26 protein-coding genes and 1 tRNA gene are annotated in these 26,176 nt (G+C 54.7%); 17 read left to right on the top strand and 10 right to left on the bottom strand.

The features are described from left to right. Window positions 1–8: 8 nt before the first annotated feature. From hemA to LDN04_RS06615, 5 genes are all read left to right on the top strand, one after another. A complete protein-coding gene (gene hemA, locus LDN04_RS06635) occupies window positions 9–1,319 on the top strand; it encodes a glutamyl-tRNA reductase (protein WP_223908047.1) in 1,311 nt (436 codons plus the stop codon). A gap of 88 nt (window positions 1,320–1,407) precedes the next feature. Next, on the top strand, window positions 1,408–2,364 hold the full coding sequence (gene hemC / locus LDN04_RS06630; protein ID WP_223908044.1) for a hydroxymethylbilane synthase: 957 nt from the start codon (window positions 1,408–1,410) through the stop codon (window positions 2,362–2,364). Window positions 2,365–2,587: 223 nt separating this feature from the next. Then, on the top strand, window positions 2,588–4,129 hold the full coding sequence (gene cobA / locus LDN04_RS06625) for a uroporphyrinogen-III C-methyltransferase (RefSeq protein ID WP_223908041.1): 1,542 nt from the start codon (window positions 2,588–2,590) through the stop codon (window positions 4,127–4,129). Between the two features lie 36 nt (window positions 4,130–4,165). Continuing rightward, window positions 4,166–5,179, top strand: a complete 1,014-nt coding sequence (gene hemB / locus LDN04_RS06620; RefSeq protein ID WP_223908039.1) for a porphobilinogen synthase — start codon at window positions 4,166–4,168, stop codon at window positions 5,177–5,179. Between the two features lie 247 nt (window positions 5,180–5,426). Then, a complete protein-coding gene (locus LDN04_RS06615; protein WP_223908036.1) occupies window positions 5,427–6,605 on the top strand; it encodes an aminotransferase in 1,179 nt (392 codons plus the stop codon). A 95-nt stretch (window positions 6,606–6,700) separates the two neighbouring features. Here the strand turns inward: LDN04_RS06615 and rdgC are convergent, their stop codons facing one another. Beyond that, a complete protein-coding gene (rdgC, locus tag LDN04_RS06610; protein WP_223908033.1) occupies window positions 6,701–7,867 on the bottom strand; it encodes a recombination-associated protein RdgC in 1,167 nt (388 codons plus the stop codon). Window positions 7,868–8,068: 201 nt separating this feature from the next. Between rdgC and LDN04_RS06605 the strand changes: the two genes are divergently transcribed. Then, window positions 8,069–8,332 carry a DUF3553 domain-containing protein gene (locus tag LDN04_RS06605; RefSeq protein WP_223908030.1) on the top strand — a complete coding sequence of 88 codons (264 nt, stop codon included), beginning with the start codon at window positions 8,069–8,071 and terminating at the stop codon, window positions 8,330–8,332. A 46-nt stretch (window positions 8,333–8,378) separates the two neighbouring features. After that, window positions 8,379–8,867 (top strand): adenosine-specific kinase, encoded by a 489-nt coding sequence (locus LDN04_RS06600; protein WP_223908028.1) that lies wholly within the window; start codon window positions 8,379–8,381, stop codon window positions 8,865–8,867. Between the two features lie 158 nt (window positions 8,868–9,025). On the opposite strand, the gene LDN04_RS06595 is transcribed toward LDN04_RS06600, so the two are convergent. After that, window positions 9,026–9,586 (bottom strand): nitroreductase family protein, encoded by a 561-nt coding sequence (locus LDN04_RS06595; protein ID WP_223908025.1) that lies wholly within the window; start codon window positions 9,584–9,586, stop codon window positions 9,026–9,028. Window positions 9,587–9,795: 209 nt separating this feature from the next. Between LDN04_RS06595 and LDN04_RS06590 the strand changes: the two genes are divergently transcribed. The 3 genes from LDN04_RS06590 to LDN04_RS06580 are packed head-to-tail and all read left to right on the top strand — an operon-like array spanning window position 9,796 to window position 12,251. Continuing rightward, the gene (locus LDN04_RS06590) at window positions 9,796–10,515 is read left to right on the top strand and encodes a hypothetical protein (protein WP_223908022.1); all 720 of its coding nucleotides are present in this window, start codon (window positions 9,796–9,798) and stop codon (window positions 10,513–10,515) included. After that, the gene (locus LDN04_RS06585) at window positions 10,512–11,672 is read left to right on the top strand and encodes a M48 family metallopeptidase (RefSeq protein WP_223908018.1); all 1,161 of its coding nucleotides are present in this window, start codon (window positions 10,512–10,514) and stop codon (window positions 11,670–11,672) included. The genes LDN04_RS06590 and LDN04_RS06585 overlap by 4 nt, the downstream gene beginning before the upstream one ends. 30 nt (window positions 11,673–11,702) lie before the next feature. Next, complete coding sequence (locus LDN04_RS06580; RefSeq protein ID WP_223908007.1) at window positions 11,703–12,251, top strand: hypothetical protein; 549 nt, start codon at window positions 11,703–11,705, stop codon at window positions 12,249–12,251. Between the two features lie 128 nt (window positions 12,252–12,379). On the opposite strand, the gene LDN04_RS06575 is transcribed toward LDN04_RS06580, so the two are convergent. The 8 genes from LDN04_RS06575 to LDN04_RS06540 form a co-directional block, all read right to left on the bottom strand. Continuing rightward, window positions 12,380–12,700 carry a hypothetical protein gene (locus LDN04_RS06575; RefSeq protein ID WP_223908005.1) on the bottom strand — a complete coding sequence of 107 codons (321 nt, stop codon included), beginning with the start codon at window positions 12,698–12,700 and terminating at the stop codon, window positions 12,380–12,382. A gap of 32 nt (window positions 12,701–12,732) precedes the next feature. Then, entirely contained in the window at window positions 12,733–13,398 is a 666-nt protein-coding gene (locus tag LDN04_RS06570) for a hypothetical protein (RefSeq protein WP_223908003.1), read from the bottom strand. Window positions 13,399–13,523: 125 nt separating this feature from the next. After that, window positions 13,524–15,224 carry a PAS domain S-box protein gene (locus LDN04_RS06565; RefSeq protein ID WP_223908000.1) on the bottom strand — a complete coding sequence of 567 codons (1,701 nt, stop codon included), beginning with the start codon at window positions 15,222–15,224 and terminating at the stop codon, window positions 13,524–13,526. 285 nt (window positions 15,225–15,509) lie between these two features. Then, a complete protein-coding gene (locus LDN04_RS06560) occupies window positions 15,510–16,094 on the bottom strand; it encodes a CAP domain-containing protein (protein WP_223907997.1) in 585 nt (194 codons plus the stop codon). Between the two features lie 63 nt (window positions 16,095–16,157). Next, entirely contained in the window at window positions 16,158–16,355 is a 198-nt protein-coding gene (locus tag LDN04_RS06555; RefSeq protein WP_223907994.1) for a hypothetical protein, read from the bottom strand. Between the two features lie 143 nt (window positions 16,356–16,498). Further along, the gene (locus LDN04_RS06550; protein ID WP_223907990.1) at window positions 16,499–17,830 is read right to left on the bottom strand and encodes a dicarboxylate/amino acid:cation symporter; all 1,332 of its coding nucleotides are present in this window, start codon (window positions 17,828–17,830) and stop codon (window positions 16,499–16,501) included. Between the two features lie 355 nt (window positions 17,831–18,185). After that, complete coding sequence (locus LDN04_RS06545) at window positions 18,186–18,896, bottom strand: uracil-DNA glycosylase family protein (RefSeq protein WP_223907987.1); 711 nt, start codon at window positions 18,894–18,896, stop codon at window positions 18,186–18,188. 7 nt (window positions 18,897–18,903) lie between these two features. After that, window positions 18,904–19,101, bottom strand: coding sequence for an RNA-binding S4 domain-containing protein (locus LDN04_RS06540; protein WP_223907984.1), 198 nt, complete (start codon window positions 19,099–19,101; stop codon window positions 18,904–18,906). An 89-nt stretch (window positions 19,102–19,190) separates the two neighbouring features. Between LDN04_RS06540 and LDN04_RS06535 the strand changes: the two genes are divergently transcribed. The 7 genes from LDN04_RS06535 to LDN04_RS16960 all read left to right on the top strand — a co-directional run bounded on the left by LDN04_RS06535 (window position 19,191) and on the right by LDN04_RS16960 (window position 26,089). Continuing rightward, entirely contained in the window at window positions 19,191–19,754 is a 564-nt protein-coding gene (locus tag LDN04_RS06535) for an elongation factor P (protein ID WP_223907982.1), read from the top strand. A gap of 71 nt (window positions 19,755–19,825) precedes the next feature. Next, a tRNA-Phe gene (locus tag LDN04_RS06530) sits at window positions 19,826–19,901 on the top strand. Window positions 19,902–21,239: 1,338 nt separating this feature from the next. Beyond that, on the top strand, window positions 21,240–22,493 hold the full coding sequence (locus LDN04_RS06525) for a hypothetical protein (RefSeq protein ID WP_223907979.1): 1,254 nt from the start codon (window positions 21,240–21,242) through the stop codon (window positions 22,491–22,493). Window positions 22,494–22,852: 359 nt separating this feature from the next. Then, window positions 22,853–23,050, top strand: coding sequence for a hypothetical protein (locus tag LDN04_RS06520; protein ID WP_223907976.1), 198 nt, complete (start codon window positions 22,853–22,855; stop codon window positions 23,048–23,050). A 229-nt stretch (window positions 23,051–23,279) separates the two neighbouring features. After that, a complete protein-coding gene (locus LDN04_RS06515) occupies window positions 23,280–23,504 on the top strand; it encodes an AlpA family transcriptional regulator (protein ID WP_223907973.1) in 225 nt (74 codons plus the stop codon). Window positions 23,505–23,625: 121 nt separating this feature from the next. Further along, a complete protein-coding gene (locus LDN04_RS06510; protein ID WP_223907970.1) occupies window positions 23,626–25,647 on the top strand; it encodes a bifunctional DNA primase/polymerase in 2,022 nt (673 codons plus the stop codon). Between the two features lie 61 nt (window positions 25,648–25,708). Next, entirely contained in the window at window positions 25,709–26,089 is a 381-nt protein-coding gene (locus tag LDN04_RS16960; RefSeq protein WP_223907967.1) for a Bro-N domain-containing protein, read from the top strand. Window positions 26,090–26,176 lie beyond the last annotated feature (87 nt).

Raw genomic sequence — 26,176 nt, 5'->3', positions numbered from 1 at the left:
ACCAACTCATGAATATCGTTGTCGTGGGACTGTCCCACAAGACCGCCACCGTCGAAATACGGGAAAAGGTGGCATTCGCTCCGACCCACATGGACAAGCCGCTTCGGGAACTGGTGGCGCTGGAAGACATCACCGAAGGGATCATCGTCTCTACCTGCAACCGGGTGGAGATCTACGCCACCACCCGGGACATCGCCGGCGGGATAGCCCGCATCAAGCGTTTCCTGACCGATTATCACCACATCCCCATGGAGGCCCTGGAACCGCACCTTTACAGTTATCACGGCGAAACGGCCATCCGTCACGTCTTTCGGGTCGCCGCCAGCCTCGATTCCATGGTCGTGGGCGAGCCCCAGATCCTGGGACAGATCAAGACTGCCTACGGCTACGCTGCCGAGTATAAGAGTTCCGGCATCATCCTCAACCGTTTCCTCCACAAGGCCTTTTCCGTGGCGAAGCGGGTCCGCACCGAAACTAAAATCGCCTCCTCCGCCGTGTCAGTATCCTTCGCCGCCGTGGAACTGGCCAAAAAGATCTTCGGCGACCTGTCGGACAAGACCGTCATGCTCATCGGCGCCGGCGAAATGTGCGAACTGGCCGCCAAGCACTTCCTCAACAACGGCGTCCGCGGCGTCATGGTTACCAACCGGACCTACGAGCGGGCCGTGAAGTTGGCCGAAGAATTCGACGGCAAGGCGGTCAACTTCGAGGAACTGTTCGACCAGCTCCACAAGGCGGATATCATCCTCTCCTCCACCGGCGCCCCCCACCACATCATCGGCCCGAAGGACGTGGAAGAGGTGATTCGCCGCCGCCGGCAGAAACCGATGTTCTTCATCGACATCGCGGTGCCGCGGGACATCGATTCCCGGGTCAACAAGGTACCCAACGTCTACCTCTACGACATGGACGACCTCCAGGGGGTGGTGGCCACCAACCTGGAGCAGCGGAACAGGGAAGCCCAGAAGGCCGAGGCCATCATCGACCAGGAGATCGGCCAGTTCTTCAAATGGCTCTCCACCCTGGACGCCACCCCGACCATCGTGGCGCTCCGGGGCAAGTTCGAGGAGGTACGCCAGGTAGAACTGGGGAAGACCCTTGCCAACTGGAAGGATATCGAACCGGAAGAGCAAAAGAGACTGGAGGCGTGCACCGCCGCCATCATCAACAAGCTCCTCCACCAGCCGACCAGCCTCCTCAAGCGGGCTGGACAGGGGGGCCGCACCGACCTTTACGTGGATGCCCTCCGCAACCTGTTCGACCTGGAAATGGCGGCACAGCAACCAGAAACTGAAGAGCTGGGAGAACTGGAAGAATAATATCGGGCACTAGACAATGGGCTATGGGCTATGGGGTTTCCCCCGAGCCTATTGTCCATTGCCTAGTGCCCTCATAAAAGGAGTTGTTATGGCACCGAAGCAGTTACGCATAGGAACCCGCGCCAGTCAGCTGGCGCTCTGGCAGGCAAACTGGGTGAAGTCCGAGCTGGAGAAACGCTACCCGGGAATGACGGTGGAATTGGTGAAGATCAAGACCATAGGAGATAAGATTCTTGACGTCCCCCTGGCCCAGGTCGGCGGCAAGGGACTGTTCGTCAAGGAGATCGAGGAGGCGATGCTGCGTGGTGACATCGACATCGCGGTCCACAGCATGAAGGACGTGCCGACCGAATTCCCCGAGGGGCTCGGCCTTTACTGCATCACCGAACGGGAAGACCCGCGCGACGCCGTGATTTCCCGCGGCGTGAAGTTCGCCGATCTGCCGAAGGGTGCGCGTATCGGCACCTCCGCGCTGCGGCGCCAGGCACAGCTTCTCAAGGTCCGACCCGACATGGAGATGGTCATCATCCGGGGAAACGTGGAAACCCGCATCAGGAAGCTGGAAGAGGACAAGCTCGATGCGGTCATCCTCGCCGCAGCGGGACTCAAGCGTCTCGGCTACACCGACAAGGTGGCCGAGTACCTGGATACCGACCTCTCCATCCCGGCCATCGGCCAGGGTGCCCTTGGCATCGAGTGCCGGCTCGACGATGAAGAGATCAAGGCGACCATCGCATTCTTCAACCATCCGGACACCAGCCACGCGGTGCGGGCCGAACGGGCACTCCTCTGGCGCTGCGAGGGGGGATGCCAGGTCCCCATCGCCGCCCACGGCGTAGTGAGCGATGGAGAACTGGTCCTGACCGGTTTCGTCGCGTCAGTGGACGGCGCGCAATCGGTGCGGGGAACCATCAGCGGCCCGGTGGAGCAGTGCGAAAAACTGGGAATCACCCTCGCCGAACAGCTCCTGAAGGACGGCGCCCACGCCATCCTGGCCGAGGTGTATCAGAGGGAAGTGTCGCGGGACAAGGAAATCCCGGTCTAGGGGAACGCCGCTTTTGCGCAACCTCGGCGTCAGGCTTCGCAGCTTCTTGTGACTCGGCCTGCTGGCCGCCCCCTGCGGGGCGCCTCCGCGGTCCAATTTTGCACGCAAAATTGTGCGACGTAGCGCTGTTTATGCCCGATGTATGGGTACTACGTCTCCGCGTCACGCCTTGCCTTCCTTGACCTTGCACAAAATCGACGTTCCCCCTGGGAAATAGCTTTACATGCAAAAATATCCTCAAACAAACGGTTTCGTCTACCTCATCGGCGCCGGTCCCGGCGATCCGGGGCTCATCACCGTCCGGGGGCGGGAGTGCATCGGCCGGGCCGAAGTAATTCTCTACGACTACCTGGCCAACGAGGAACTGCTTCGCCATGCCCGGCAAGATGCAGAGCTTATCTATGCCGGCAAAGTGGGCGGTGCGCACAACCGGGAACAGTCGCAGATTAACGATCTCCTTGTCCAGAAAGCACTGGAAGGGAAGATTGTGGCCCGCCTCAAGGGGGGGGACCCCTTCGTCTTCGGCCGCGGAGGTGAAGAGTGTGAGGCGCTGGTCGCCCATCAAATCCCCTTCGAGATCGTCCCCGGCGTCACCGCCGGCATCGGGGCCGCCGCCTACGCCGGCATCCCACTCACCCACCGCGACTTCACCACCTCCGTCGCCTTCGTCACCGGCCACGAAGGGCACGACAAGGACGTTTCCACCATAGATTGGGAACGGCTCTCCGTCGGAAGCGGCACCATCGTCTTCTATATGGGGATCAAGAACCTGCCCCAGATCACCGCAAGCCTCATGGCCCACGGCCGCCCTCCGGAGACGCCGGTGGCGCTCATTCGCTGGGGGACCAGACCGGACCAGGAGGTCCTCACCGGCACCTTGGCCGACATCGCCGAGACGGCGCGCAAAACCGGCTTCAAGGCACCGGCGATTACCGTCGTGGGAGAAGTGGTAACCCTGCGGAAGAAACTCCGTTGGTTCGACAACCGTCCCCTCTTCGGCAGGACGATTCTGGTCACCCGGGCCGCCGACCAGGCGGGGGAATTTTCCCGTTTCCTGGAAGCGCAAGGGGCACGTGTGCTGGAATGCCCAACCATCCGGATCGCTCCGCCGGAAAGCTTTGCCGGACTTGACGACGCCATTGCCCGCCTGGCGGATTTCCACTGGCTGATCTTCAGCTCCGCCAATGCGGTCGGCGCCTTTTTCAGCCGTCTCCACGCGCTGGAGCTCGACAGTCGGGCCATCGGCCCCTGTAAGGTCTGTGCCGTCGGGCCGAAAACCGCCGAACTGCTCCAGCACCACGGCATCAGGGCCGACCTGATACCGGACGACTACAAGGGAGAAGGGGTCGTTGCCGCCTTTGCAGCCCGCAATATCCGCGGTCAGCAGATCCTTTTCCCCAAAGGAGACCGGGCCCGTGAGGTGATTCCTGCCGGTCTGGCGCAGCGGGGAGCAGAAGTTACCGCGCCGGTCGCCTACCGCAATCTGGCACCGGACGCCGTCCCGCCGTCGGTGCTCACGGCACTGGAGGAGCGCCGGGTTGACTGTGTCACCTTTACCGCCTCCTCAACCGCCAGCAATCTGGCCGACCTTCTGGGAGAAAACCGCTTCCTGAACCTGCTGGAAGGAGTGACGGTTGCCTCCATCGGCCCCATAACCTCCCGTACCTGCCGCGATCTCGGTCTGGAGGTCCATATCGAGCCCCGCGAATATACCCTTGCAGCGTTGACCGCAGACATTGTAAACTACTATCGTTCCAGGATGTAACTCGCAGAATACAAGCCGTGCACAAGGAGAATCAGCATGTTCTATCCCCAGTTTCGTGCCCGCCGCATCAGGGGCAAAGAAGTGTTCCGCCGGATGGTCAGCGAGACCACCCTCTCCGCCAACGATCTGATCTATCCCATGTTCTCCGCCTTCGGCAAAGGAATCAGGAAAGAGATATCCTCCATGCCCGGCATCTACCAGCAGTCCATCGAGCACATCGTCGCCGAGGCCCAGGAGGTGCATGAACTGGGAGTGCCCGCGGTGATTCTCTTCGGCATCCCTGAAACGAAGGACGCGGTGGGAAGCGACGCCTACGCCGAGCACGGCATCATCCAGGAAACCATCCGGGCGCTGAAGAAAGAGGTACCGGGGCTGGCGGTCATCACCGACGTCTGCATGTGCGAGTACACCGACCACGGCCACTGTGGCATCATCAAGGACGGCGACGTGGACAACGACGCCACCCTGGAGCTTCTGGCAAAGGAAGCCCTGTCCCACGCCCGGGCCGGCGCCGACATGGTCGCCCCGTCTGATATGATGGACGGCCGGGTCATGGCGATCCGGGAGATTCTGGACGAGAGCGGCTTCGGCAATCTGCCGATCATGAGCTACGCCGTCAAATACGCCTCCGGCTACTACGGCCCGTTCCGCGAGGCGGCAGAATCCACCCCCGCGTTCGGCGACCGCCGCTCCTACCAGATGGACCCGGCCAATCGCCGCGAAGCGATCCGGGAGGCCCAGATGGACATCGAAGAAGGGGCCGACATCATTATGGTCAAGCCGGGGCTCCCCTACCTGGACATCGTCCGCGATCTCCGGAACGAGTTCGACCTCCCCCTGGCGGTCTACAACGTCTCCGGCGAATACAGCATGATCAAGGCTGCCGCCAACATGGGCTGGATCGACGAGGAGCGAGTGGTAATGGAGACCATGCTCGGCTTCAAGCGGGCCGGTGCCGACATCATCCTTACCTACCACGCCAAGGATGTGGCGCGGCTCGTCCGCAAGGGGTACGAGCTCGCCCTCTCCACCGGCTGCGGCTGCCCGTAGCTGGTTACCACCACAGAGACGGAAGCCCCTCTCCTCCTGCAGTTCCATCGGCAGGAGGAGAGGGGCTTTTCTGTTCCACCAGAACATCTTGTAAAATCCCCCACTATTCCCTCCCCCCTTGTGGGGGAGGGCTGGGGAGAGGGGGAATTGCCCTCATTTTTACAAAACTCTCGGCCGGATGCCGATTGACGCAGGAACGGGAATGCACTAGTCTTGAGTAAAAGATCATCCCCAACACGGAGCCGCCATGAAATTCCCCATCTCACCTCAGATCAGGAGTGTCCACTTTCCCCCCATCACCGAGGTGAAGGGGTGGCTCGCCGAGCGGCCGGCCGACCCGGATCGCCCTCTCGTCGACCTCTGCCAGGCGATTCCCGACTACCCACCGGCACGGGAGTTGACGGAGCACCTGAAGGGACTCCTCGACGACCCGCTGGTAGCGAAATACTCGCCCGACGAAGGGCTGCCCGAGGTACGGGAGGCTGTCTGTGCCCGCTACCGAAGGATCTATGGCGCCGGCCCTGTTCCGGGCCAGCTCTGCCTCACCGTCGGTGCCAGTCAGGCCTTCTGGCTCGCCATGGTGACCCTCTGCCGGGCTGGTGACGAAGTGATCGTCCAGTTGCCGGCCTACTTCGATCACCCCATGGCCCTCCAGACCCTGGGAATTACCCCGGTATACGCCCCCTTCATCGAGGCCAGGGAAGGGGTTCCGTCGGTGGAGGGAATCGCCGCCCTCATCACCCAGCGGACCCGCGCCATCCTCATCGTCTCCCCATCCAATCCGACCGGCGCGGTCACTCCCCCCGAAACGATCGAGAAGCTCCACCGCCTCGCCGCCCGGCGCGGCATCGCGCTGGTACTCGACGAGACTTACAGCGACTTCATCGCCGGTGGTACCGCGCCCCACAACCTGTTCGCCGACCCGCACTGGTGCGATCATTTCGTCCAGATCATGTCCTTCGGCAAGACCTATGCCCTGACGGGCTATCGGGCCGGGCTTCTGACCGCATCGGAGGAATTCATCCACCATGCCCTCAAGGCCCAGGATACCATGGTGGTCTGCCAACCCCGATTGACTCAGCTTGCAGTACAGTACGGCGTGGATAACCTGGACGACTGGGTCGCCGCCAACCGGCACATGATGGAACGTCGCCACGACCTGTTCCGATCCGAATTCGCCCGCCCGGGGAACCCGTTCCAGCTCGTCGCCAGCGGCACTTTCTTCGGCTGGGTGCGCCACCCTTTCCCGGGACGGACCGGCCGCGAGATAGCGCGACGCCTTGTCCGGGAAGCGGGTATCCTCTGCCTCCCCGGGGAGGTGTTCGGTCCCGAACTGGAGGGGTATCTGCGGCTCGCCTTCGGCAACATCCGGGCAGAGGAGATTCCCGGGGCGGTGGAACGGTTCCGGCAATTCCCCATCGACTGAGTCCCGACGACAAGAATACAAAAAAGCCTGCAAAAGCAGGCTTTTTTGTAGAGAGCGTCACCTCCCCTTAACGGCCGAACGCAGATCTTTTGCCCTCACTCCCCCGCCAGCCATTCCTGAATGCGGGCAGCCTCGCTCCCCCACCCCTGCGAGAGCCTGTCGGCGAGAAAGGTGGCGTAGAGGCTGTCGAACAGCTGCAAACCCTCCTCCAGGATATGCATCCGCTCGAAGAAGACCGCCTCCCGCTCGCTCGCGGCATCCACCGTGTTGTCCTTCTCGATCTGCACCGCCGGGCCCTTCAGGGAGGCAAACTGGAACATCTCCCCTTTCAGGGTGAGCCGCCAGACGTGCTCTTCCCGCTCCAGGTAGAGGGTCGCCTCCGTAATCACCTTCCCGTTCTTGAGGGCGGTGCGGACCTCGCTGAAATGGTCCTGGGGACCCGCCACCGTGATCTTCTGCACCCCGTTCTCGCCGGCGTTCTGGAGCACCAGCCGGTCGTTCAGGTAGGCGACGAAGGGGTCGTTCTCCCCCGCCGGACCGGGGCGACAAACCCTGTACTCGGAGGACTCCTCCATGGTCTTGTGGAGGAGCCAGAGGAGGAAGTCGGTTCCGAGCCACCGGTTGCTCCGGATCAGGTCGAGGGCCGCCTCGGAGGTTGCCTGGTTGGCCTTTTCCAGGACTGGCTGCAGGTCATCGCTTACCACTTCGGCCGCACGGGCATAGGGGTGGACCGCCACCAGCCGCAGTCCCTCGAAGGTTTTCTTGAACTGGGCCTCGAACAGCTCGATTATCGCCGGAGACAGAGCCGTGAAGGTCACCAGGCCGGTCCGGGTATCCCAGACAGCATCCCACGCAGTCGGCACGGGGAGGGTCCTGGAAAGGAGGGCAGCACGCACCGCTTCCCGGAGTTCCTCCCGCTTCTGCTTCGGCACCCGGGAGAGGCCCGGATTGGCGGCCAGGTGCTCGTGCTCGGCCACCTGCAGGTAGGCCTTGAGCAGGACCGCCGGGAGCTTCCGCTGGTCGCGGCGCAGGGTGAAGGTCAGGTAATGGTCGCGCCAGAAGGCGGCGGGAACGGCGAAGTCGCTCTGCCGGTTGTCGTCCAGGTGAACCCAGCCGACGGAAAGCTCCGCCGAACTCCCCTCGATGGACTGGAACCCCTGGCGGGCGAGCCGTTCGGACGCCCAGGTGAACAGGTCGCCAGGGGGGATATCCCCCGCGACCCGGAACTGGCAGATACTGGCGGTGTTGGACAGAATACCCATGGTGTATCTCCTTCTCTGAAAATTTGGACCATCACGGATACACCTTTTACGGCGCCGGCGCAAGGAAATTTTCCCGCTGGTAGTGGGCGCGCACCGGCACTAGTCAAACGGCAAAAACCCCCTTGCAAATCATAGAGAGGGGGATAAAATTAATCGCCTATAATCTTTTTTTGGTGCGGCAAGATTTGCCGGGAGAGGACAATGATTGCAAAGGGAGATCTGGTAAGGCATCCCGTACTGCCCGCGTGGGGTATCGGCAAGGTGATGAAGACATTCCAGGGAGGAAACCTGCTAGTCCGTTTCGAGGGGGCGGGAGAAAAACTCCTCCATCCCGGTTTCGCAGGGTTGGAAAAAATCGCCGACGACAACATTCTCTACCTGGTGGTCAGGGGGATCAAGGTAAGACGCGGCCGGACCGTCCCGACCGTCAGCTACATCCCGCTGGTGAAACGGGACCTGCACTGACCGGAAACCTCGACAGGGGCTGCACCTGCACAGACAAGGAGGGGACATGAACCTGGAAATCCACCCGGTGAAGATCGATATCCCCGAGGGATGCAACATCATCCTCGGCCAGACCCATTTCATAAAAACCGCCGAAGACCTCTATGAAATAATCGCCACCACCGTCCCCACCGCACGCTTCGGCATTGCGTTCACCGAGGCGTCGGGGCCGTGTCTCATCCGGACCGAAGGAAACGACGACGAACTGATCAAAGGGTGCATCACCGCACTCCAGGCCATCGGTGCGGGACACGTCTTCTGCATCCTGCTCCGGGACGCTTACCCCATTAATATCCTCAACCAGGTGAAGAGCTGCCCCGAGGTCTGCCGCGTCTTCTGCGCCACCGCCAATCCGCTCCAGGTAATCGTCGCCTCGACCAGCCAGGGATGGGGCATTCTCGGCGTAATCGACGGCTTCCCTCCCAAGGGAATTGAAACGGAGACGGACCAGAAGGAGAGGCGGGAGCTGCTCCGGAGAATCGGTTACAAGCGGTGAGTAGCGGGCAGTGACAGAGCTCGCCGACATACCGTTCACAAGACAGGAAGTCCGCGTGAGCTTTGCCCAGCGACCCAAATACTCTTGAACATAACAGTAGAGACGAAAAAGCCCGCTCGATGCGGGCTTTTTCGTGCGTTTCTGCAGGGGATTGGGGGTTATCCCTTCCATTTTCCGTAATTGACGATCTCGTCCAACGGTTTTCGCGGCGGTCCGGACTTCGGCTCCTCCTGGGAATATCCCAGGGGGAAGAGGCCGACGATGCGAACCTCCGGCGGGATATTCAGCAGGTAGCCAAGATTCCCCTCGTCGAACACCCCCACGAATACGGTCCCCAGCCCCACCGCATGGGCGGCGAGCATGAGGTTCTCCGTGGCAATCCCCACATCGGCCAGATAGTACTGCTGCCCCCGCAGATCCCCCGACTCGGTCGGCACACCGCAGGCGACGATCACCACCGGCGCTTCGGCGAGTGCCTTCCGGGAAGGATTGGACTTATATCCCTTTGGGGCGAAGTACGCCTCCACGTAGGAGAGTTCACTGATTTTCGCCTTCATCTCCGGGTCGTCCACCACGATAAACCGCCAGCACTGCATGTTCGCCCAGGAGGGGGCCATCTGTACCGCTTCCAGCACCGTCTGGAGCTTTTCCGGCTCCACCGGACGGTCCGAGAATTTGCGCACGCTTCGTCTGGTCCTGATCGCTTCGAGGGTATCCACGGTTGTACCTCCTCTTCCGTATGGTTCTGTCTACACTACCACAATTATGGTCATTCCGCTTTCCCTTCGAAGAAAAAACTTGTTGTGCATCTTACTGAAATCATAAGAAACACGAAAATATATATTGAATACATCATATTACGTTGTGCTATATAGTCGGACAGGGTACGTCTAAAGGCGTATGACATTGTTATGATCACGGAGGGGACATGACGAGAAGAGTTGCAGGAATGCTGGTGGTGCTGGTTGTTGCAATGACCGGTTGTGCGCCGACCTTGCAGAGCAATCGGGAAGAACTGGACGCCCGCGCCCATAAGATCAGGAACGTCCTGATGCTTCCCCCCGACACGAAGATCTGCGAATTGAGCGCCGGAGGGGTAAGGGAGCAGCGGGACGACTGGTGCGCAACCGGGCGAAAGAACGTGGAAAAGGCCATCATCGAAAACCTGTCCCGGTGGAACATCAATGTCAAGGTCCTTCAGGTATCTGCAGACCTGCAGAACGAAGTTGACGATATCAAGGCTCTCTACGAGGCGGTCAAGGACAGCATGTACACCCATGCCTATTACTGGAAGGGGCAGAACCCCAATTTTTTCCCCGACCGGCTGAAAAATTTCGATTACACGGTCGGCTCTCTGGAAAAACTTCTGAAGAAACAGAAAGCGGAGGGTCTTTTGCTGGTCCAGGCGGAAGACGAGATATCCTCTTCGGGGCGGAAGGCGTTACGGGTGGTACAGGCGCTCAACCCCTTCGGCACGGCGCAGAGATCGGGGACAACGGAGATCGAAATAGCCCTGACCGACCGGAAAGGGGACATCCTCTGGAACTATTACGTGTACGACAGCGGCGGCTATGACCTGCGCGACCAGGACAGCACCAGGGCGTTCGTGAAGGAGCTCCTGAACGAATTTCCACGGGAGGGCAAATGATCCGTATCATTTTTGCACTTGTTCTCCTGGCATCCCTTTCCGGTTGCGCCACCACAAGCCTGCCGCCGGTGACCTCAAAGGACTTTGTCTTTGAGGAAGATGAAAAACGGCTCTGGAATCGCTCCGAAGAGGAGGAGCAGCTCATTGCCAGGAGCGGCATGCTTTACCAGGACCGGGAACTGGATGCCTATCTCAACGGCATTGCCAGAAAACTCCAGCCTCCCGAAGCCTATCAACGGATACCGTTTCAGATTCATGTCCTGAAAAATCCCTACTGCAACGCCTTTGCCTACCCTAACGGCCAGATTTACGTCCATACCGGCTTCCTGGCCCGGATGGACAACGAGGCCCAGCTCGCAACCCTCCTCGCCCATGAAATGACCCATGCCACCCATCGCCACCAGGTGAGGGAGTTCCGGGGGATGCTCAACAAGTCGGCAATGTTCGCCTCCACCCGTTCGCTCATCGGCGACCTGCCCGGCGTCGGCGACCTGACCACCGTCCTCGGAGAGATCGGCACCAAGGCATCAATCTCAGGTCATTCGCGGGATCTGGAAACGGAAGCGGACATGGCGGGCATCGATCTTGTGGTGAAGGCCGGCTATGACCCGCGGGAAGCTCCCAAGCTCTTCCAGCACCTCAAGGACGAAATGGAGGAGGACGACCAGAAGGAGCCGTTCTTTTTCGCTAGCCACCCCCGCCTCAAGGAGCGCAGCGAAAATTACGATGACTACCTGAAGGAGCTGGGGAACCGGGCAGGCGGTGTGACCAACGCCGAAACATTCCGCAAGAAGGTGGCAGGGGTGCTTATCGACAACGCCCTGATGGATTTCCGTGCCGGCCGTTTCCCGCGGACCCAGCGGAGCGCAGAGAAGTACCTGGCGATTCGGCCCAAGGACGGACGCGGTTACTATCTTCTCGGCGAAATTGCCCGACAGAAAGGGGAAAACGGCGATCTGGCCAAGGCGAAAAAACTCTTCCAGAAATCGGTGGCCGTCGATCCGTCCTACCCCGATGCCTACAAGGGGCTCGGCCTTCTCTACTTCAAGGAAGGCAAAAAGTCCCAGGCGGAGAAAGCCTTCAGGTCATACCTCGCAAAGGCGCCCCGGGCGGCGGACAGGTCGTATATCGAGGATTATCTGGCGCAATGTAAATAACGATCCCGTTTTCACGGATGGAGGGAATAGATGAGAAAAATTGTCCTGCTTATTGCTATCACGTTTCTGCTCAACGGTTGTGCGCCATGGGTGAGAACGGGGGGTCCCTATAACGCCACGGGAGAAAACGTTTCCCTGGACCTCCCGGACGGCTGGATGCGCCTGAACACGGATGACTACTTCCTCATCACCCGGGACGGCGTGCCCCTGCAAAGCATCCTGGTACAGTGCATCAACGTGAACGACAGCCTCAAGCACACCAAAAAGAAATTCCGCAAGGGGATGCTCCCGCTGGAGGCGTCCGAGGTGATAATGGACAACATCGCTTCGAACGACAAGGTGCACGACTGCCAGGTCAAGGAGAGCAAGTCGGCCAAGGTCGCGGGGAACCCGGGGTTCAGGATCGTCTTTGCCTACAAGACCGACGACGGGTTGAAGATGAAAGGGGTGGTGTACGGCCTGATGCAGGGAGAGTGGTTTTACGTGCTGAAATTTGCCGCGCCCCAGCGACACTATTTCGACCGCGACCTCAAGACCTTCGAGCAGGTCGTGGCAAGCGCACGCCTGATCAAATCATGAGAGCCTGATCTGACCCGCAGGAACTCGGCGCACCCGGCTTCGGCGGCGTGCGGCTGTAGGAAACGCAAAATGGCCTGCTTTCGCAGGCCATTTTGCATTGTGTCATAGAGAGAGTTGTACCCTTCGCCCTACCTGCGGTACATGCCCCGCGGATAGTAGTTTCTCGGCAGGTTATACCACGGGCCGCGCCGTTCTCTCCCGTAGAACCACCCACCGTTCCAGTAATGGTAATACAACCCCCCGTAGGAGTATATGTACCTGTCCGGGTAGAGGTAAACCTCAGGAAGAGGCCTGAGAAGGTCGACATACGGTGGCGACTCGACGGCCACAACGGACGGTGCCACCGTGACCGCAAAGGGAAGCGGTTCCAGATAGGTCCCATGGGGTGTAACGACCGCCGCGCACCCCGTCGCGAGAAGAACTGCACCAATGAACACAAGACGTTTCATAGCACGCCTCCTTACTCTGTGCGCCTGCTCCGTCAGAAATAGGAAACCTGCAGCAGAGGAGCAAACTGGCCTCGATTTACCGCGGGATCCGTCGGATCGTCGATTTCGATGATCCCGGCCCCGCATAAAATTCTCACTTGAAAATCAGGCAAGCCCTGACGCTGTGCTTCCGCCATCAAAGTTGTCACATCAATGGACACCTGCTGAGCTACGTTAGCCTGAGTAACAAAGAGAGTTACCGTGGTAGTTGCCCGCGATGGCAGGATAGCACGGTCAAAATCTGTGGGTTGCAATGTTGGCGGCTGGAAGGCAACAAGATCGATGGTAAGGGGAATCGGGCCGGAGATATTGCTCGTGACGACCATGTCAAGAATCGCCGAGTTGATGAAGGCATTGATGGGGACTCCACCGGTACCACCCAGGAAAAAATCCAGAAACGCGCGGGACTCCCCGCCCGTAACCGGCGTCGGATCTATGCCTGCCAACACGCTTTGCACACGTGGGCTCAGGGTCATGCCCTGTGTCACCGTAAAAGCAGGAGGAAGAAGGGTATCCTTAAAGATATCGCCGTCATATACCGGGTCACTGAGGATCTGGGTAACGACCGGTGGTGGGGGAGGTGGGTTATCGTGGCCCCCGCACCCCGCCAAGGAAAGAATCAAGGACATCATCAGTGCTGCGAGGAACGTCTTTTTCATAGCTGTCTCCTGTTATTTCATCTGAGAATCAGGTCATTTTTGCCTGTGTCTCTAGGGAAATATTACCAGAAAATACGCAAAAGGAAAGGGCTTAATGGTCCTCAGACCGTCGTAGAGTGGGGCGACTACCGTTCCGGCGCCAGGGTAAAGTAAAAGGTCGCTCCTTTCCCCACCTCTCCCTCTGCCCAGACCCTGCCTCCATGGCGTTGAACGATCCGCTTGACCGTTGTCAATCCTATCCCATGCCCTTCATACTCCTCAGTGCTGTGCAACCGTTGAAACGCATCGAACAGTTTACCGGACTGGTTCATATTGAAACCCGCTCCGTTATCACGGACAAAATAGGTCCGCGTCCCTTCGATCACCGTCATGCCGAATTCGATGACGGCCGTTTCCTTCTTACAGGTATATTTCCAGGCGTTGCCAAGGAGATTCGCCATGACTACATGGAGAAGAGTCGCATCGCCATCGGCCATTACCCCATCAGCAAGAATGAAAGCAGCAGGGCGGTCAGGCCGATTAAGCTGGAGTTCGGCGGCTATAACCTTCACCATTTCGGAAAGATCGACCGGTTTCACCTTCAATTCACTACGGGAAATGCGGGAAAAATTCAGCAGAGCGGTTATGAGCTTGTCCATCCGGTCGGTGGCATCGCTGATGCCATGCATCAAATTCTTACACTGTTCACCCAGTTTTGCGCCGCAGGAATCCATCATCACTTGGCAGCTGAGGCTGATATTGGTCAACGGGGTACGCAGGTCGTGGGAGACGGTGTGGCTGAAGGACTCCAGCTCTCTGTTGGCGACCTCCAGCTCTGCTGCCTGGCGAGTGAGTTCGGCGTTCAAGGCGTTGATTTTTTCTTCCGCCTCCTTGCGTGCGCTGATGTCGCGGTCAATACCCCGGAATCCCGAGAACCGCCCCTCTGCGTCATACACGGGGACGCAGCTCGTCTCCAGCACGACGCGGGATCCGTCCCTGCGCAGATTCACGTTTTCGAGACCCGCGATTGGCCGCGGATCTGTTACAAATTCGTCGAAAGCCGGCTGCAGACGTGCAGCTTCATCAGGAGACATGAGATCGAAGGGAGTCTTCCCCAGCACGTCGACTGGCGCATAACCGAGCAGATCGGCAATCTTCGGGCTGACGTAAACGTAGTGCATGGTGCGATCCACTTCCCAGACCCAGTCGCTCGTATTCTCGGTGAGTTCGCGGAATCGTCGTTCGCTCTGGGACAGGGCCTGCTCAGCCTGCTTGTGCGCCGTAACATCATGGCATGAGCCGATATAGCCGGCAAATTTATCATGCTGATCGTAATACGGCCTGCCCGAGTCGACCACCCAGCGGTATTCCCCGTCGTGGCGGCGCAGGCGGTATTCCATGGCAAAGGGGTGCCGGGAGGCGAACGCGTCCCGATAGGTTTTCAGGCAGCGGTCGAGGTCTTCCGGATGGACCCCCTCCGCCCAGCCGTCACCCAGTTCCTGTTCGAGGGTGCGACCGGTAAAGGCAAGCCAGGTCTTGTTTAAATAGTCACACGTTCCGTCGGTCCCCGCACGCCAGATGGGGGAAGGAAAATCTTCGAATACCTTCAGGTAGAAATCCCGCGACCGGCTGACTTCTTTCATGGATCTGCTGATGAGAAGGAAAAGCATTACAGCCGTGACACTGATGAACAGCCATCCCTTCACGATGGACAGATGTAGTGCAGCGGCCTTGTCTTCAGCCTGCAACGCAAGAATCCTGTCGGAAAAGAAAACCCATGCCCCTCCAACCAGCAAATAGAGGCTGGAAATTCTGAAAGAGTCCGGCATCACGCGTTTTCGGAGCATCTAAAGAGCCCTTTCCCCTGCGCTGACAGATAACTGTTCCCGCGTGCCTCCAAGGGAAATGTTACCAGAAGAAGCATAAAGAGAAAGTGGATTGTTCTTCTTTTGTAAGGGGCGGGACACATTGATACACGGCAGACCATGCATCGGCTTCTGCCTCCGGTGGAGAATTTCTGGGGGGGTCGTGGATCGAGGTATCCCTTGAAACGTTGAAAGCCCGCTTGAGCGGGCTTCTCAGTGTGAGGGAAACGAGGGGGAAGGAAGTTTACAGCGGGAAAAGCGTTCGTTCTACCGTTCTTCCCTGAACCCCGCCGCAAAATCGATGGTGCACATGTTTCCGTAGCGGGGATGTGGTCCGCAGGCAACGCCGGCCGTACGGTAGGCCGGGGTAAAGATGGATTTCCGGTGCCCCCGGTCCGCCACTCCGTCGTCGATGATGAGTTGCATGACCATAGCCCGGGCCTTGTCCGGCCCGTAGCCGATACACTCACCAATGAGCCCCTGCCACTTCCCGTGCCGCTCGATCCGCTCCCGTGGCGAGCCGCTTGTATGCCCGACATGGCCGGTTTTCCCACTTTCCCCCTCATCCTCCACCAGTTCTGCGGCAGCAGCGGCAAGCCCTTCGGACCAGGTAAGCGGCGGCAGGGGTTTCTGGCGGGAGAGGACACGCATCGCTTCGTCTACCGCACGGACCCCCTCGGTCGTCCGGATGAGGATGGGCGAACCTGGCTGACGGTACTCCTTGCCCCGGAACTGGCTGCGAAACTCGCGGAGAAAGCCCACATAAGCCTTCGGATCGGTCCTGGCCAGATTGATCTCGGCCAGCACCTGGCCGGAAAGTCCCGATTCCCCATAGGCTACGGTGGTTACCAAAATAAACGCTGTACATAGCACTACCAAAAGCTTACGCATCACGCCACCTTTTCTCCTCATCTTTCAGGGAAGCTTTTCGTGGGCCATGCGCCCATGCACTCTCGCATAGGCCCTGCAGAACGGGCAGATACCCTCTTCCACCCCTTTGACAAACTGCCAGGCAAGACCCTCCGGGGTTTTCCGTGCGCTACGACAGACGGGGCACCATTCACAGACGCGAGCCAACGCCCGGTCAAATTCATCAGCAGATCGCTTTTCCATGCATTCCTCCCCTGAGAGCGGATGGAAAACCAGCTTACACCCCCCCGGCCGAAGAGGTCAAGCAAAGGAATCTGAGGTGCGTACCGCACAAAAAAAGGGCCGCACCCTGTCCGGATGCGGCCCTTGTCCTGATTGATGCCAGTTTAGGCTTGCTCAAGCACCGGCACGGCATCGTCTAACTCGTTTGCCACCAGCTCCGACTCATCGGTCTCGAACTCAGCCTCATTGTTGAGTACCCGCTGCATCCGCACCACGTCCAACTCGTTCTCCCACCGTGAAACAACGACGGTAGCCACCCCGTTACCGATCAGGTTAGTGAGCGCTCGGGCTTCCGACATGAACCGGTCGATGCCGAGAATCAGTGCAAGACCCGCCACCGGGATGGTTGGAATGGCGGCAAAGGTGGCCGCCAGCGTGACGAAGCCGCTGCCGGTAACCCCCGCCGCACCCTTGGAGGTGAGAAGCAGCACCGCCAGAATGGTCAGGGTCTGGGTCATGGTGAGGTGGGTATTGGTGGCCTGGGCAACAAAGACCGCAGCCATGGTGAGGTAGATGGAGGTGCCGTCCAGGTTGAAGGAGTATCCGGTCGGGATTACCAGGCCGACTACCGATTTTTTACAGCCCAGGTTCTCCAGTTTGGCCATCATCCGAGGGAGCGCCGACTCGGACGACGAGGTACCGAGAACGATGAGGAGCTCTTCCTTGATGTAGGATATGAATTTGAAGATGTTGAAACCGCAGGCGCGGGCGATGGTGCCGAGCACGACGAAGATGAAAATGAAGCAGGTGAGATAGAAACTCCCCATAAGCATTCCCAGCTTGGAGAGCGAACCGACCCCGAACTTGCCGATGGTGAAGGCCATGGCGCCGAAAGCGCCGACGGGAGCGGCTTTCATGATAATGCCGACAATGCCGAAGAAGACATGGGAAGCCTGGTCGACAAGGGCGTAAACCCGTTTCCCTTTGTCGCCGAGGGCAGCAAGGGCGAAGCCGAAGAGCATGGCGAAGAGGAGTACCTGGAGAATATCACCCTTGGCAAAAGCGTCCACGACACTGGACGGAATGATGTTCATGACGAAGTCGGCAACGCCCTGGGACTTGGCCTGGGTTGTATAGGCGGCGAGCGCCTTGGTGTCGAGCTTGCTCACATCGGCGTTGAAACCTGCTCCCGGTTGAATGACGCTGACGAGCAGGAGCCCGATCCCGAGCGCCAGGGTGGTGACCAACTCGAAATAGAAGAGCGACTTGACACCGACCCGCCCCACCTTCTTCATGTCCTCCATGCCGGCGATGCCGGTAACGACCGTGCAGAAGATGATCGGCGTGATGATCATCTTGATCAGCTTGATGAAACCATCCCCGAGCGGTTTCATGGCGACGCCCGTCTCCGGGTAGTAATAACCGACCATCACCCCGAGGGCAATCGCCGCCAGAACCTGGAAGTACAAATGCTGATACAGCTTTTTCCGTGCCATCCGCTGCTCCTCTCCCCTGCCCGTTACGAATGATAGTCAAAAAAACACGCGGATCACCAGCACCGGAGCCCCCCGATACACCGCGCGTTCATTCTAGTGCAACTGCGATGCCATCATGTATACATCCCATAACCGTTCAAGATCACAGTAATTAAAGCGAAGGGAAGCGTAAAAATATGGGGGTGGAAAGAGAGTAGTGGCCAATATCGGCCACGATTCCTGGCTAAAATTAGCCACCACAACGAGGAAAGAGAAACGTTATTTGCGGGGATTGCCTCTTAAACGCAATCTGGGCGGTAGGTTACGCACTATTGAGCGGAAAATTTGGGAGGGAGAGAGAATCCGCCGTTGTCGCTCAGAAGGGAACCTTTTGTTCCGCGAGTTGGCGCAAGACAATCTCTTCCCAACCCTTGTTGGCGGCGGGGTTGGCCGGGCTCGGATGGAGGATGCGCCCGACGCGGATAGTGGTACCGGCCAGGGCGCGTGCAGCCTGGTCAGCGGCAAAGTTGCCGACCCCGACAACGCAGGACGGCTGGAGAAATTCCACACCCCGGCGCAGGGTCCGGTCACAGGCCGCGTTGAGGAGTTCCCGTTCGGAAGGGCGCAGTTTGTCGGGGGTGATGTTTCGTCCGTCGGCGTCGAGGAAGAGGAGTGGACAGTAGTTGAGAACGAAGAAGCGGGCAAAGAACCGCCCGGGGGTGCCGTAGCGGCTCCGGATCAGCCCCCAGAGGCGTCGGCCGCTCACCTCGCTCCGCCGGCAGGCAAACCCCGTTACCCGCTTCTTCGGGTGCTCGTCCGCCGGCCGCTCCACGCTGCCATCGATACCGAGCCACTCCCGCACCACCGAAATCTCTCCGAAGGGAACCCCGGTCTGTGCCATCCCCCACGGCCCCGGGTTCATCCCCACGAAGACCGTCTCCTTCGGGGCGTTCCCGTATCGGCGGAGGTACTCTTCGTGGGGTTGACGGGCATAGACGAGGGGATTGTAGACGTGGGCCACCGGCGGTGTGAATCTCAGCCGATCCAGCTCCCTTACCAGTTCCCCGGTTATCTGCAGAAGGTCCATGGGGCGGTCACTCCACTTCGTAGATCCGGTCCGCCAGTTCCACCCGGTCACCCGGCCGGAGCTTCCGTCCCCGGCGGAGTTCGCGCTCGCCGTTCACCCGCACTTCACCATCGACGATCCGGATCTTCGCCTCCCCGCCCGACCCCACGGCCGCCACTGCCTTGAGGAAGCTGTCCAGCTTGATATACTCCGTATCGATCTTCATGACACTACTCCCGATCAGATTGCTTGCTGGTTGTTTTTAGCACGAATTTCTGCTAAAAAGGGGAACTTTCTGAAAAGGAGAACCGCACCATGCTGACCACATCCGACTTCAAGCGGGGGATCGTCATCCAACTCGACGGCGCCCCCTGTCTCATCATCGACGTCACCTTCCAGTCCCCCTCCGCCCGGGGGGCCAACACCATGGTTAAAACCCGCTACCGCAACCTCATCACCGGCCAGGTGCTGGACAAGACCTTCCGCTCCGGCGACAAGGTGGACGAGGCGGATTTCGAACGGCACAAAGGGCAGTTCCTCTACGCCGACAGCGGCCGGGGAGTATTCATGGACCTGGAGACCTACGAACAGTTCGAGCAGGACGAAGACGACTTCGCGGCAAATTCCCCCTTCCTGCTGGAAGGGACCGAGGTGGTGCTCGGCCTGTTCGAGGGACGGATGGTGACTATCGAACTCCCCATGACCGTGGAACTGACCGTCACCGACACGGCGCCGGCCATCAAGAACGCCACCGCCACGGCAGAAACCAAGGAAGCACTGCTGGAAACCGGTTTGAAAATCAAGGCCCCCCCCTACCTGGAGACCGGCAACAAGGTGAAAGTTGACACCCGGGACGGTCGCTTCATTTCCCGGGCCTGACGGCAGGAGCAGACGAGCTTAAAATCCTGTTGACATACAACCTGAATCAGGCTATAAATTGTAACTCTTTTGCCCAGGTAGCTCAGTCGGTAGAGCAGAGGACTGAAAATCCTCGTGTCGGCGGTTCGATTCCGTCCCTGGGCACCATTTACACAAGCCTCCGCATACCGACGCGGGGGCTTTTTCTTTGCCCACTGTTGCGAATACTGTTGCAACCTGTTGCAGCAGCCCCCCCTCTTCCCTCTGCTCTACTTGACCCTGGTATCTCTTGCTTCTCGTCAACAAGTTACCTCGTAGCAAATCCACACCAGATACATGCCACCATGTACAGCATGCTGTCATGAATGAGCTACCTGGACAAAAAGAGTACTCCTTCCTGCTACTAGAATTTCTGGTAGTGTCCCCCAAGCAACTGCGTATAAGAGATTAGAGCCATAACCGTCCGTTTTCATTATTCGATTAAATAATTGTTTATGTCTATTCTAATTTATTCAGCTAGTTAGGCACACAATTGTAGAATATTCCAGTCGACATAATGGTATTACAATATTGATGTTCAACACGTCCGCCAAATCTCGCATGTAGAAAATATTTACAACATTCATGGAGAGTTGGTTTGTGGTATGTTCCATGGGAAATCACCCAGTAAGAAAAACAGACTCCTAGACAGGATTAGTAATCTCCCTTCTTTTATCCAAAACGTGCCTTTTTATCTCCGCTTATGACCTTCCCTCCTGATCTTGCTCCGGAATGTTTCGCAATTTTCTGTTCAGATGATGAAGCTATCCGAACAGAAAAGTTGCGAGCCATAAAATCCACAACTACTTTATATTCCATCAAATTACCTCTATGGCAAAACGCCAACCGCAACATGCTTTTGCAACACCATTTGCAACACCTATTCAGTAACTAACTGATATTATTATATGTGCAGAGGATTTAGAGTACTCACCTCAAAAAAATCAAGTGAAATAAATCATGTAAGAGTAGTACCAATAAACTATTCAGGGATCGCATTTACTCGAATCGGTGGTTGTTCTCGGTACGGGTAGATATGCAGGGAGTATGAAAGGATGATTCCGGTAATGATTTCATTTTTATAAGTTAGGCCCAGGTAGAGTATTGAATATTCATATCGTAAATGAAAAGATCGGTAACCCCTAGGTCACTTTTTTCCAAGCATGACCATGATCCCCTACCCTTCCTCATAGTTATCCTTCCTGGTTATTTCAACATGTTTTTTGTTTCGCTTTTTTATGTGCAGATGAAAAGCGATCCGCACATAAAAAACCGAGTCCTCTAAAACCTTCAAACCCTTGTTGTATCAGCTTCTAATATGTGGTAAGTATCCTCCATATTGAATCAAAATTGCGTCATCATTTGCATCAATTCCTGATATAGAGCTGTAACTGGCTAATAACAATATACTATTATATTCGAGCAACGGATACCTTATCTGTTGCACTATTTTTATGAGGTATTTGCATGGAGAATACTGAACAAACAAAAGTTAAAATCAAGAGTAAGCTCAAGAAGGGACATGGCTCTTTCTGGATACCAAGCAAAGCTGTTGAGTTGCTAATCAGAGATAACAACTCTTCTGCAATGCAAATATACACCTATTTAACAATAGCTAGACATGCAGATATATCTGGATCATTCTCAACAATTGGCAAATCTGGCATATCAAAAAAGCTTGGTTTGAATAATGAACAATATAGCAGAACATGTAATTACTTAAAGAACATATCAGCCAATGGCGAAAAGTTATTATACACTAAGAGTGAGTGGCAATCTCATGCCTTTGCTATAAATGAAGAACGTGAATATTTAAATCAGTCCAACGTTGCAAATCCGAACTATATACCTAAACCATTATTAAAAACGCCGCCTCCAAATAAGGGATTTGGAAGAAAAGGATATGTGCAATGGGTACTGAACACATACGATTGTGATTCCAATGATCAAGTATGGTTTCATAATGATTTAATTGAAGATGAAAATAAAAGCAAAAAGCTTAAACATCTATTGAGATTCAAAGATAGAGAGACTTTAGCTCGCATTCTGCTTATGATGTATAACCATAATGACATCAAATTTGGGGGTGTAAGGCCATATCAAAACATATATGTTAATTATGAAATGCATAAGATCGGCAATCATAAAGGGATAGATATCTATCGTGGCAAAGAATCCGAACTATGCCAAAGCACTCATTTTAAGACGATTTTAAAGGATTTATTTAAAGACATCCCTGTCGATGATGATCGCATTAGATCAGCCATTAAGAACCTAGAAGATCTTGGATTGGTCTATAAGGCGGTAGTTGCTTTGGATAGCCCACCTGACAATAAAGATACAATGGTTCTGTATGACCTTGATGTTAAAATTAATATTGGGAATAAGCTAAATGAAAAGAGGGGTCGAAATTGCACGATAATAGAGGAGGCGTTAAAAAGTGTGGGCTATGAATCATGTAGGAAAGATAACAAGTTTTATGACGAATATACTGCGATAGCACCAGAGGGCATATGTCCGTATATTGTAGGTATCTTCAGGCTAAAATATGTTGTTTCGAATTCAAAGAATGCTCCGGTAAAGCAATCAAGAACTGAGAGAAAAGAGCAAAAGAGTATGCTTTACGAATGGTTAACAAAATTGACGGGTAGAAACTATAGCCCAGTCAAAGAAATTACCCCGCAGATGATGATAGAATACCTAGAAGAATCAGATGATTAGGTAATATATTGCTCTTAAATAGTTAAATCGTGCTTGTGCTATTTATGGAGAAGATAAGAGTTTTGACGTTAAATATAAATAGACTAAAAGAACGATTGTAGAACGGATAACGAACAAGAAAATAAAGTAGAAAAGCATTGCTATTTGTGGGGGTGGAGGGAATGAATGAAGAATAGTGCTATTCATGGGGGTGGAACACGTTAGAAAGAAGGGAGGGATAAAATGAAATAAGGGAATTGCATCCAACAAACATTCACCGCTTCAACACAACGAGACCTTCTGGATTAGATTCAGAGGGTTTTTGTGTGTCTGGGGTACGACAATCAACCATTAACCAACAATTAAAAGGAGAAAATATCATGGAAAAATTTGAAATTAGCGCAGAGGAGTATGCATATCATCAGAAACTCGTCGCCAAGGATCTGAAGGCGAAGGAACACACCCGCAAGGCCGCAGCCAAGCAGATCATCCTTCTCCAGAAGGCCAAGGAAGCAGGTATTACCGTGAGCAAGGCGGAAATCGAGGAATACCTCACTAAGCACACCATAGCAGAATAACAGTCAGACCAATTACAACCGAATATCTGAAAGACCCAGGAGGGGAGCCATGTGCTCTCCTCTTTATATTTTACAAATTAATTTTCAACTGAGTACTTATTATCAGATATGACCTCTCAGTATTGATCACTTTGAAATTCCCCTGCGTTTTTCGAAGAGGTGAGTTAATAACAGATACAAGATCAGGAATTTTCACTGGTCAAAATACAAAAGTTATCGGAGGCATCAAATGCAGGACATTACAAAGAACGAGTTTTTCAGAAATAATCCCCAAGACAGATTGATGGACCAGAAGGAAGTTGCCGACATGTTGAGAATATCGACAAAGACCTTGGAGTACTGGAGGTGGAAGGATATAGGTCCCAAGTTTTTTAAGATTGGCAGAATGGTGAGATATCGTATGTCGGACGTAATTGTTTATATCCAGGGTGAGGAGGTGGGAGCATTCAATTGATCATATAGTGGAGTATTAACCGGGAATGATCCCAGAACGTATATAAAAGGAGAAATGCCAATGGCACAAAAACAAAAAGCCCCGGCTAGAGGGCTAATTATTAAATTACGAGGTATGAAGCGTGGAAACAATAAATATAAATCTAAAGCAGGCAGCACTTGAATATGCAGGTAGCGGGATAGCAGTTTTCCCTATCAACGATAATGATAAGACCCCCAAGATCAAGGCTTGGGGTGATAATTCAACCACAGACCCTACTGTTATTAAGCAATGGTGGGATGAATGGCCTAATGCAAATATAGGTATCGTTACAGGGCAAAGGTCAGGATTTCTGGTGCTCGATGTTGACGTGAAGAATGGTGCTCTTGGCAATGAGTCTGTTGGTGCATTGGTTGGCGAGTATGGTGATTTGCCCGTTACCAGGAGACATAACACTCCCTCAGGGGGATACCATTTGCTATTCCGTTATCAGAGTAATGATATTCGAAACAGTGCAAGTAAAATAGGTTCAGGTCTCGATATTAGGTGTAATGGTGGGTATATAGTTGCTCCTCCTTCCGTGATTGACGGGAACAGATATGAAGTTGATGATCCAGGAATTTCGATTGCTGATGCTCCTGAATGGCTAGTAAAGCTGGCTAGTGAGAAGAAAGCTGCCGAGAAAAAGAGTATTCCTGTCGGTAGTAGGAATAATAAGCTGTTCCAGGTGGCAATTGAATGTAAAAGAAACCAGTTTCCACTTGAGGAAGCAGAGAAGGTAGTTGCAGAGAATAACCAGAGCTGTGACGAACCTTTGGAGGATGCTGAGTTACAGAAGATTGTAACGAGTGCCTATAGATATCAAATGAACCAGACACCCTCCGAGATAGAGGAGCTTAACGGGAAATATGCGGTTGTAATGGTAGGTGGCAAATGTAGGGTATTGAAGGAAATCAACTGTCCGGTTTTTAGCTGGCCAGATATCGAACTATCTGCACCAAAGGACTTTAAGGAGTTTTTCAGCAATAAATATATTCAGATGGAAGGCAAATCAAAAAGACTTGGGGATGCTTGGTTTAATCATCCACAGCGTAGACAATATGAAGGTTTGATATTTACCCCAGGCCATACCCCTGAAGGATACTACAACCTCTGGCGAGGATTTGCAGTTGAGCCGAAAGAAGGAGATTGCGGCCTTTACCTTAAGCATATCGAAGAAAACATCGCCAATGGCAACAAGGAAGTGTTCAACTATATTATTGCATGGATGGCTCATGCGGTGCAGCACCCTGATAATCTCGTAGGAACTGCTATTGTGTTACGGGGAGCTATGGGGGTTGGCAAGGGAGTATTCGCTAATGGGTTTGGTTCTCTGTTTGGTCGTCATTACTTGCCCATGAATCAAACTTCTCAGCTAACAGGTAAGTTTAATGCACATATGAAGGATGTTGTTGTTCTATTGGCTGACGAAGCCTTCTGGGCTGGGGATAAAGCAGCAGAGGGGGTTTTGAAGGGCTTAATTACCGAACCATACTTGACGATAGAGGGCAAGGGTGAAAATGCTTTCAAGATGAAGAACCATCTACATATGATATTTGCCACCAACAATGATTGGGCTGTACCCGCAGGGCCAGAAGAGAGAAGATTTTTTGTTCTGGATGTATCAGATAAACATAAACAGGACCATGCTTATTTCGATGCTATCGGAATGCAGATGGATAATAGTGGTAGGGAAGCATTATTACATTATCTGATAAATTACGACCTTAAAGGTATTAATCTCAGAAAATTTCCACAGACTACGGCGCTACTTGAAACAAAACTGATGAGCCTAACTCCAGCACAAAAGTTCTGGTATCACAAGCTTGAGACCGGAAGACTTAATGTTAATGGATGGAATGATGGAGAAATCACAACTGATGATCTATACAAAGACTACCTGGAATATGTGACCAATCTAGGGGTTAGGCATAAAGCGGCAGACAATGAGCTAGGAACTCAACTGAGTAAAATGATGCCAAAAGGTGAGTTTAACAAAAAGAAAAAGACTGTAGTAACCATAAGACGCAACATATATGTGTTACCTACGCTCGATAAATGTAGAGAATATTTCGAACAGTTTGTAAATCAAAAAATAGAATGGCCTACAGAAGACCATAATTAATAATACAGAAAGCATATTCCTCCTGTTGCTTCTAGTGGCAGGAGGAGTTGAGGATATAAAAATGAGAAGAATATTATGTGTAATATTTGGTTCAAGACATAAGCGTATCAGAACTCGTAGGGTTAAAGGCCAGATTGTGTGTGTAGTGCAGGACGTTTGCTCAATGCTGGGTATGTCGAAATCAAATACAACAAATCTGATTAAGCAACTCGACGATACCATGAAATGTAAAGTACATGTTCAGTCTGGCGTGAGGAAGATGCTGTGCATTAATAAGGCAGGGTTGTATGCTGTCATGTTGCACGGTAAAAAGCAAGAAGCTGTCATTTTTAGGCAATGGGTCTGTACAAAAGTTCTTGCCAAAATGAAGATCAGTAGGAAGATGTATCAATCATCGGAACAAGTAGACGAGTATTATGGAAAACAAGCTGTCAATTGGTAGGGTAAGTGTCCTGGGTGTCCTAGCTTTGAAATGAAGCTAGGACGCTGTAAATCCTTGATAGAAGCACCTCTGTCCTGGGTGTCCTAG

This window comes from Geobacter sp. AOG1 (assembly GCF_019972315.1).
GTDB lineage: Bacteria > Desulfobacterota > Desulfuromonadia > Geobacterales > Geobacteraceae > Geomobilimonas.
Note: the sequence above shows the minus strand (reverse complement) of the source record. Positions and strands in the feature narration are given on the sequence as shown.

Excerpts from the sequence above, each read along its gene's own strand:
- hemA (WP_223908047.1), top strand. The coding sequence starts at position 9 with ATGAATATCGTTGTCGTGGGACTGTCCCACAAGACCGCCACCGTCGAA.
- hemC (WP_223908044.1), top strand. The coding sequence starts at position 1,408 with ATGGCACCGAAGCAGTTACGCATAGGAACCCGCGCCAGTCAGCTGGCG.
- cobA (WP_223908041.1), top strand. The coding sequence starts at position 2,588 with ATGCAAAAATATCCTCAAACAAACGGTTTCGTCTACCTCATCGGCGCC.
- hemB (WP_223908039.1), top strand. The coding sequence starts at position 4,166 with ATGTTCTATCCCCAGTTTCGTGCCCGCCGCATCAGGGGCAAAGAAGTG.
- LDN04_RS06615 (WP_223908036.1), top strand. The coding sequence starts at position 5,427 with ATGAAATTCCCCATCTCACCTCAGATCAGGAGTGTCCACTTTCCCCCC.
- rdgC (WP_223908033.1), bottom strand. The coding sequence starts at position 7,867 with ATGGGTATTCTGTCCAACACCGCCAGTATCTGCCAGTTCCGGGTCGCG.
- LDN04_RS06605 (WP_223908030.1), top strand. The coding sequence starts at position 8,069 with ATGATTGCAAAGGGAGATCTGGTAAGGCATCCCGTACTGCCCGCGTGG.
- LDN04_RS06600 (WP_223908028.1), top strand. The coding sequence starts at position 8,379 with ATGAACCTGGAAATCCACCCGGTGAAGATCGATATCCCCGAGGGATGC.
- LDN04_RS06590 (WP_223908022.1), top strand. The coding sequence starts at position 9,796 with ATGACGAGAAGAGTTGCAGGAATGCTGGTGGTGCTGGTTGTTGCAATG.
- LDN04_RS06585 (WP_223908018.1), top strand. The coding sequence starts at position 10,512 with ATGATCCGTATCATTTTTGCACTTGTTCTCCTGGCATCCCTTTCCGGT.
- LDN04_RS06580 (WP_223908007.1), top strand. The coding sequence starts at position 11,703 with ATGAGAAAAATTGTCCTGCTTATTGCTATCACGTTTCTGCTCAACGGT.
- LDN04_RS06575 (WP_223908005.1), bottom strand. The coding sequence starts at position 12,700 with ATGAAACGTCTTGTGTTCATTGGTGCAGTTCTTCTCGCGACGGGGTGC.
- LDN04_RS06570 (WP_223908003.1), bottom strand. The coding sequence starts at position 13,398 with ATGAAAAAGACGTTCCTCGCAGCACTGATGATGTCCTTGATTCTTTCC.
- LDN04_RS06565 (WP_223908000.1), bottom strand. The coding sequence starts at position 15,224 with ATGCTCCGAAAACGCGTGATGCCGGACTCTTTCAGAATTTCCAGCCTC.
- LDN04_RS06555 (WP_223907994.1), bottom strand. The coding sequence starts at position 16,355 with ATGGAAAAGCGATCTGCTGATGAATTTGACCGGGCGTTGGCTCGCGTC.
- LDN04_RS06550 (WP_223907990.1), bottom strand. The coding sequence starts at position 17,830 with ATGGCACGGAAAAAGCTGTATCAGCATTTGTACTTCCAGGTTCTGGCG.
- LDN04_RS06545 (WP_223907987.1), bottom strand. The coding sequence starts at position 18,896 with ATGGACCTTCTGCAGATAACCGGGGAACTGGTAAGGGAGCTGGATCGG.
- LDN04_RS06540 (WP_223907984.1), bottom strand. The coding sequence starts at position 19,101 with ATGAAGATCGATACGGAGTATATCAAGCTGGACAGCTTCCTCAAGGCA.
- LDN04_RS06535 (WP_223907982.1), top strand. The coding sequence starts at position 19,191 with ATGCTGACCACATCCGACTTCAAGCGGGGGATCGTCATCCAACTCGAC.
- LDN04_RS06525 (WP_223907979.1), top strand. The coding sequence starts at position 21,240 with ATGGAGAATACTGAACAAACAAAAGTTAAAATCAAGAGTAAGCTCAAG.
- LDN04_RS06520 (WP_223907976.1), top strand. The coding sequence starts at position 22,853 with ATGGAAAAATTTGAAATTAGCGCAGAGGAGTATGCATATCATCAGAAA.
- LDN04_RS06515 (WP_223907973.1), top strand. The coding sequence starts at position 23,280 with ATGCAGGACATTACAAAGAACGAGTTTTTCAGAAATAATCCCCAAGAC.
- LDN04_RS16960 (WP_223907967.1), top strand. The coding sequence starts at position 25,709 with ATGAGAAGAATATTATGTGTAATATTTGGTTCAAGACATAAGCGTATC.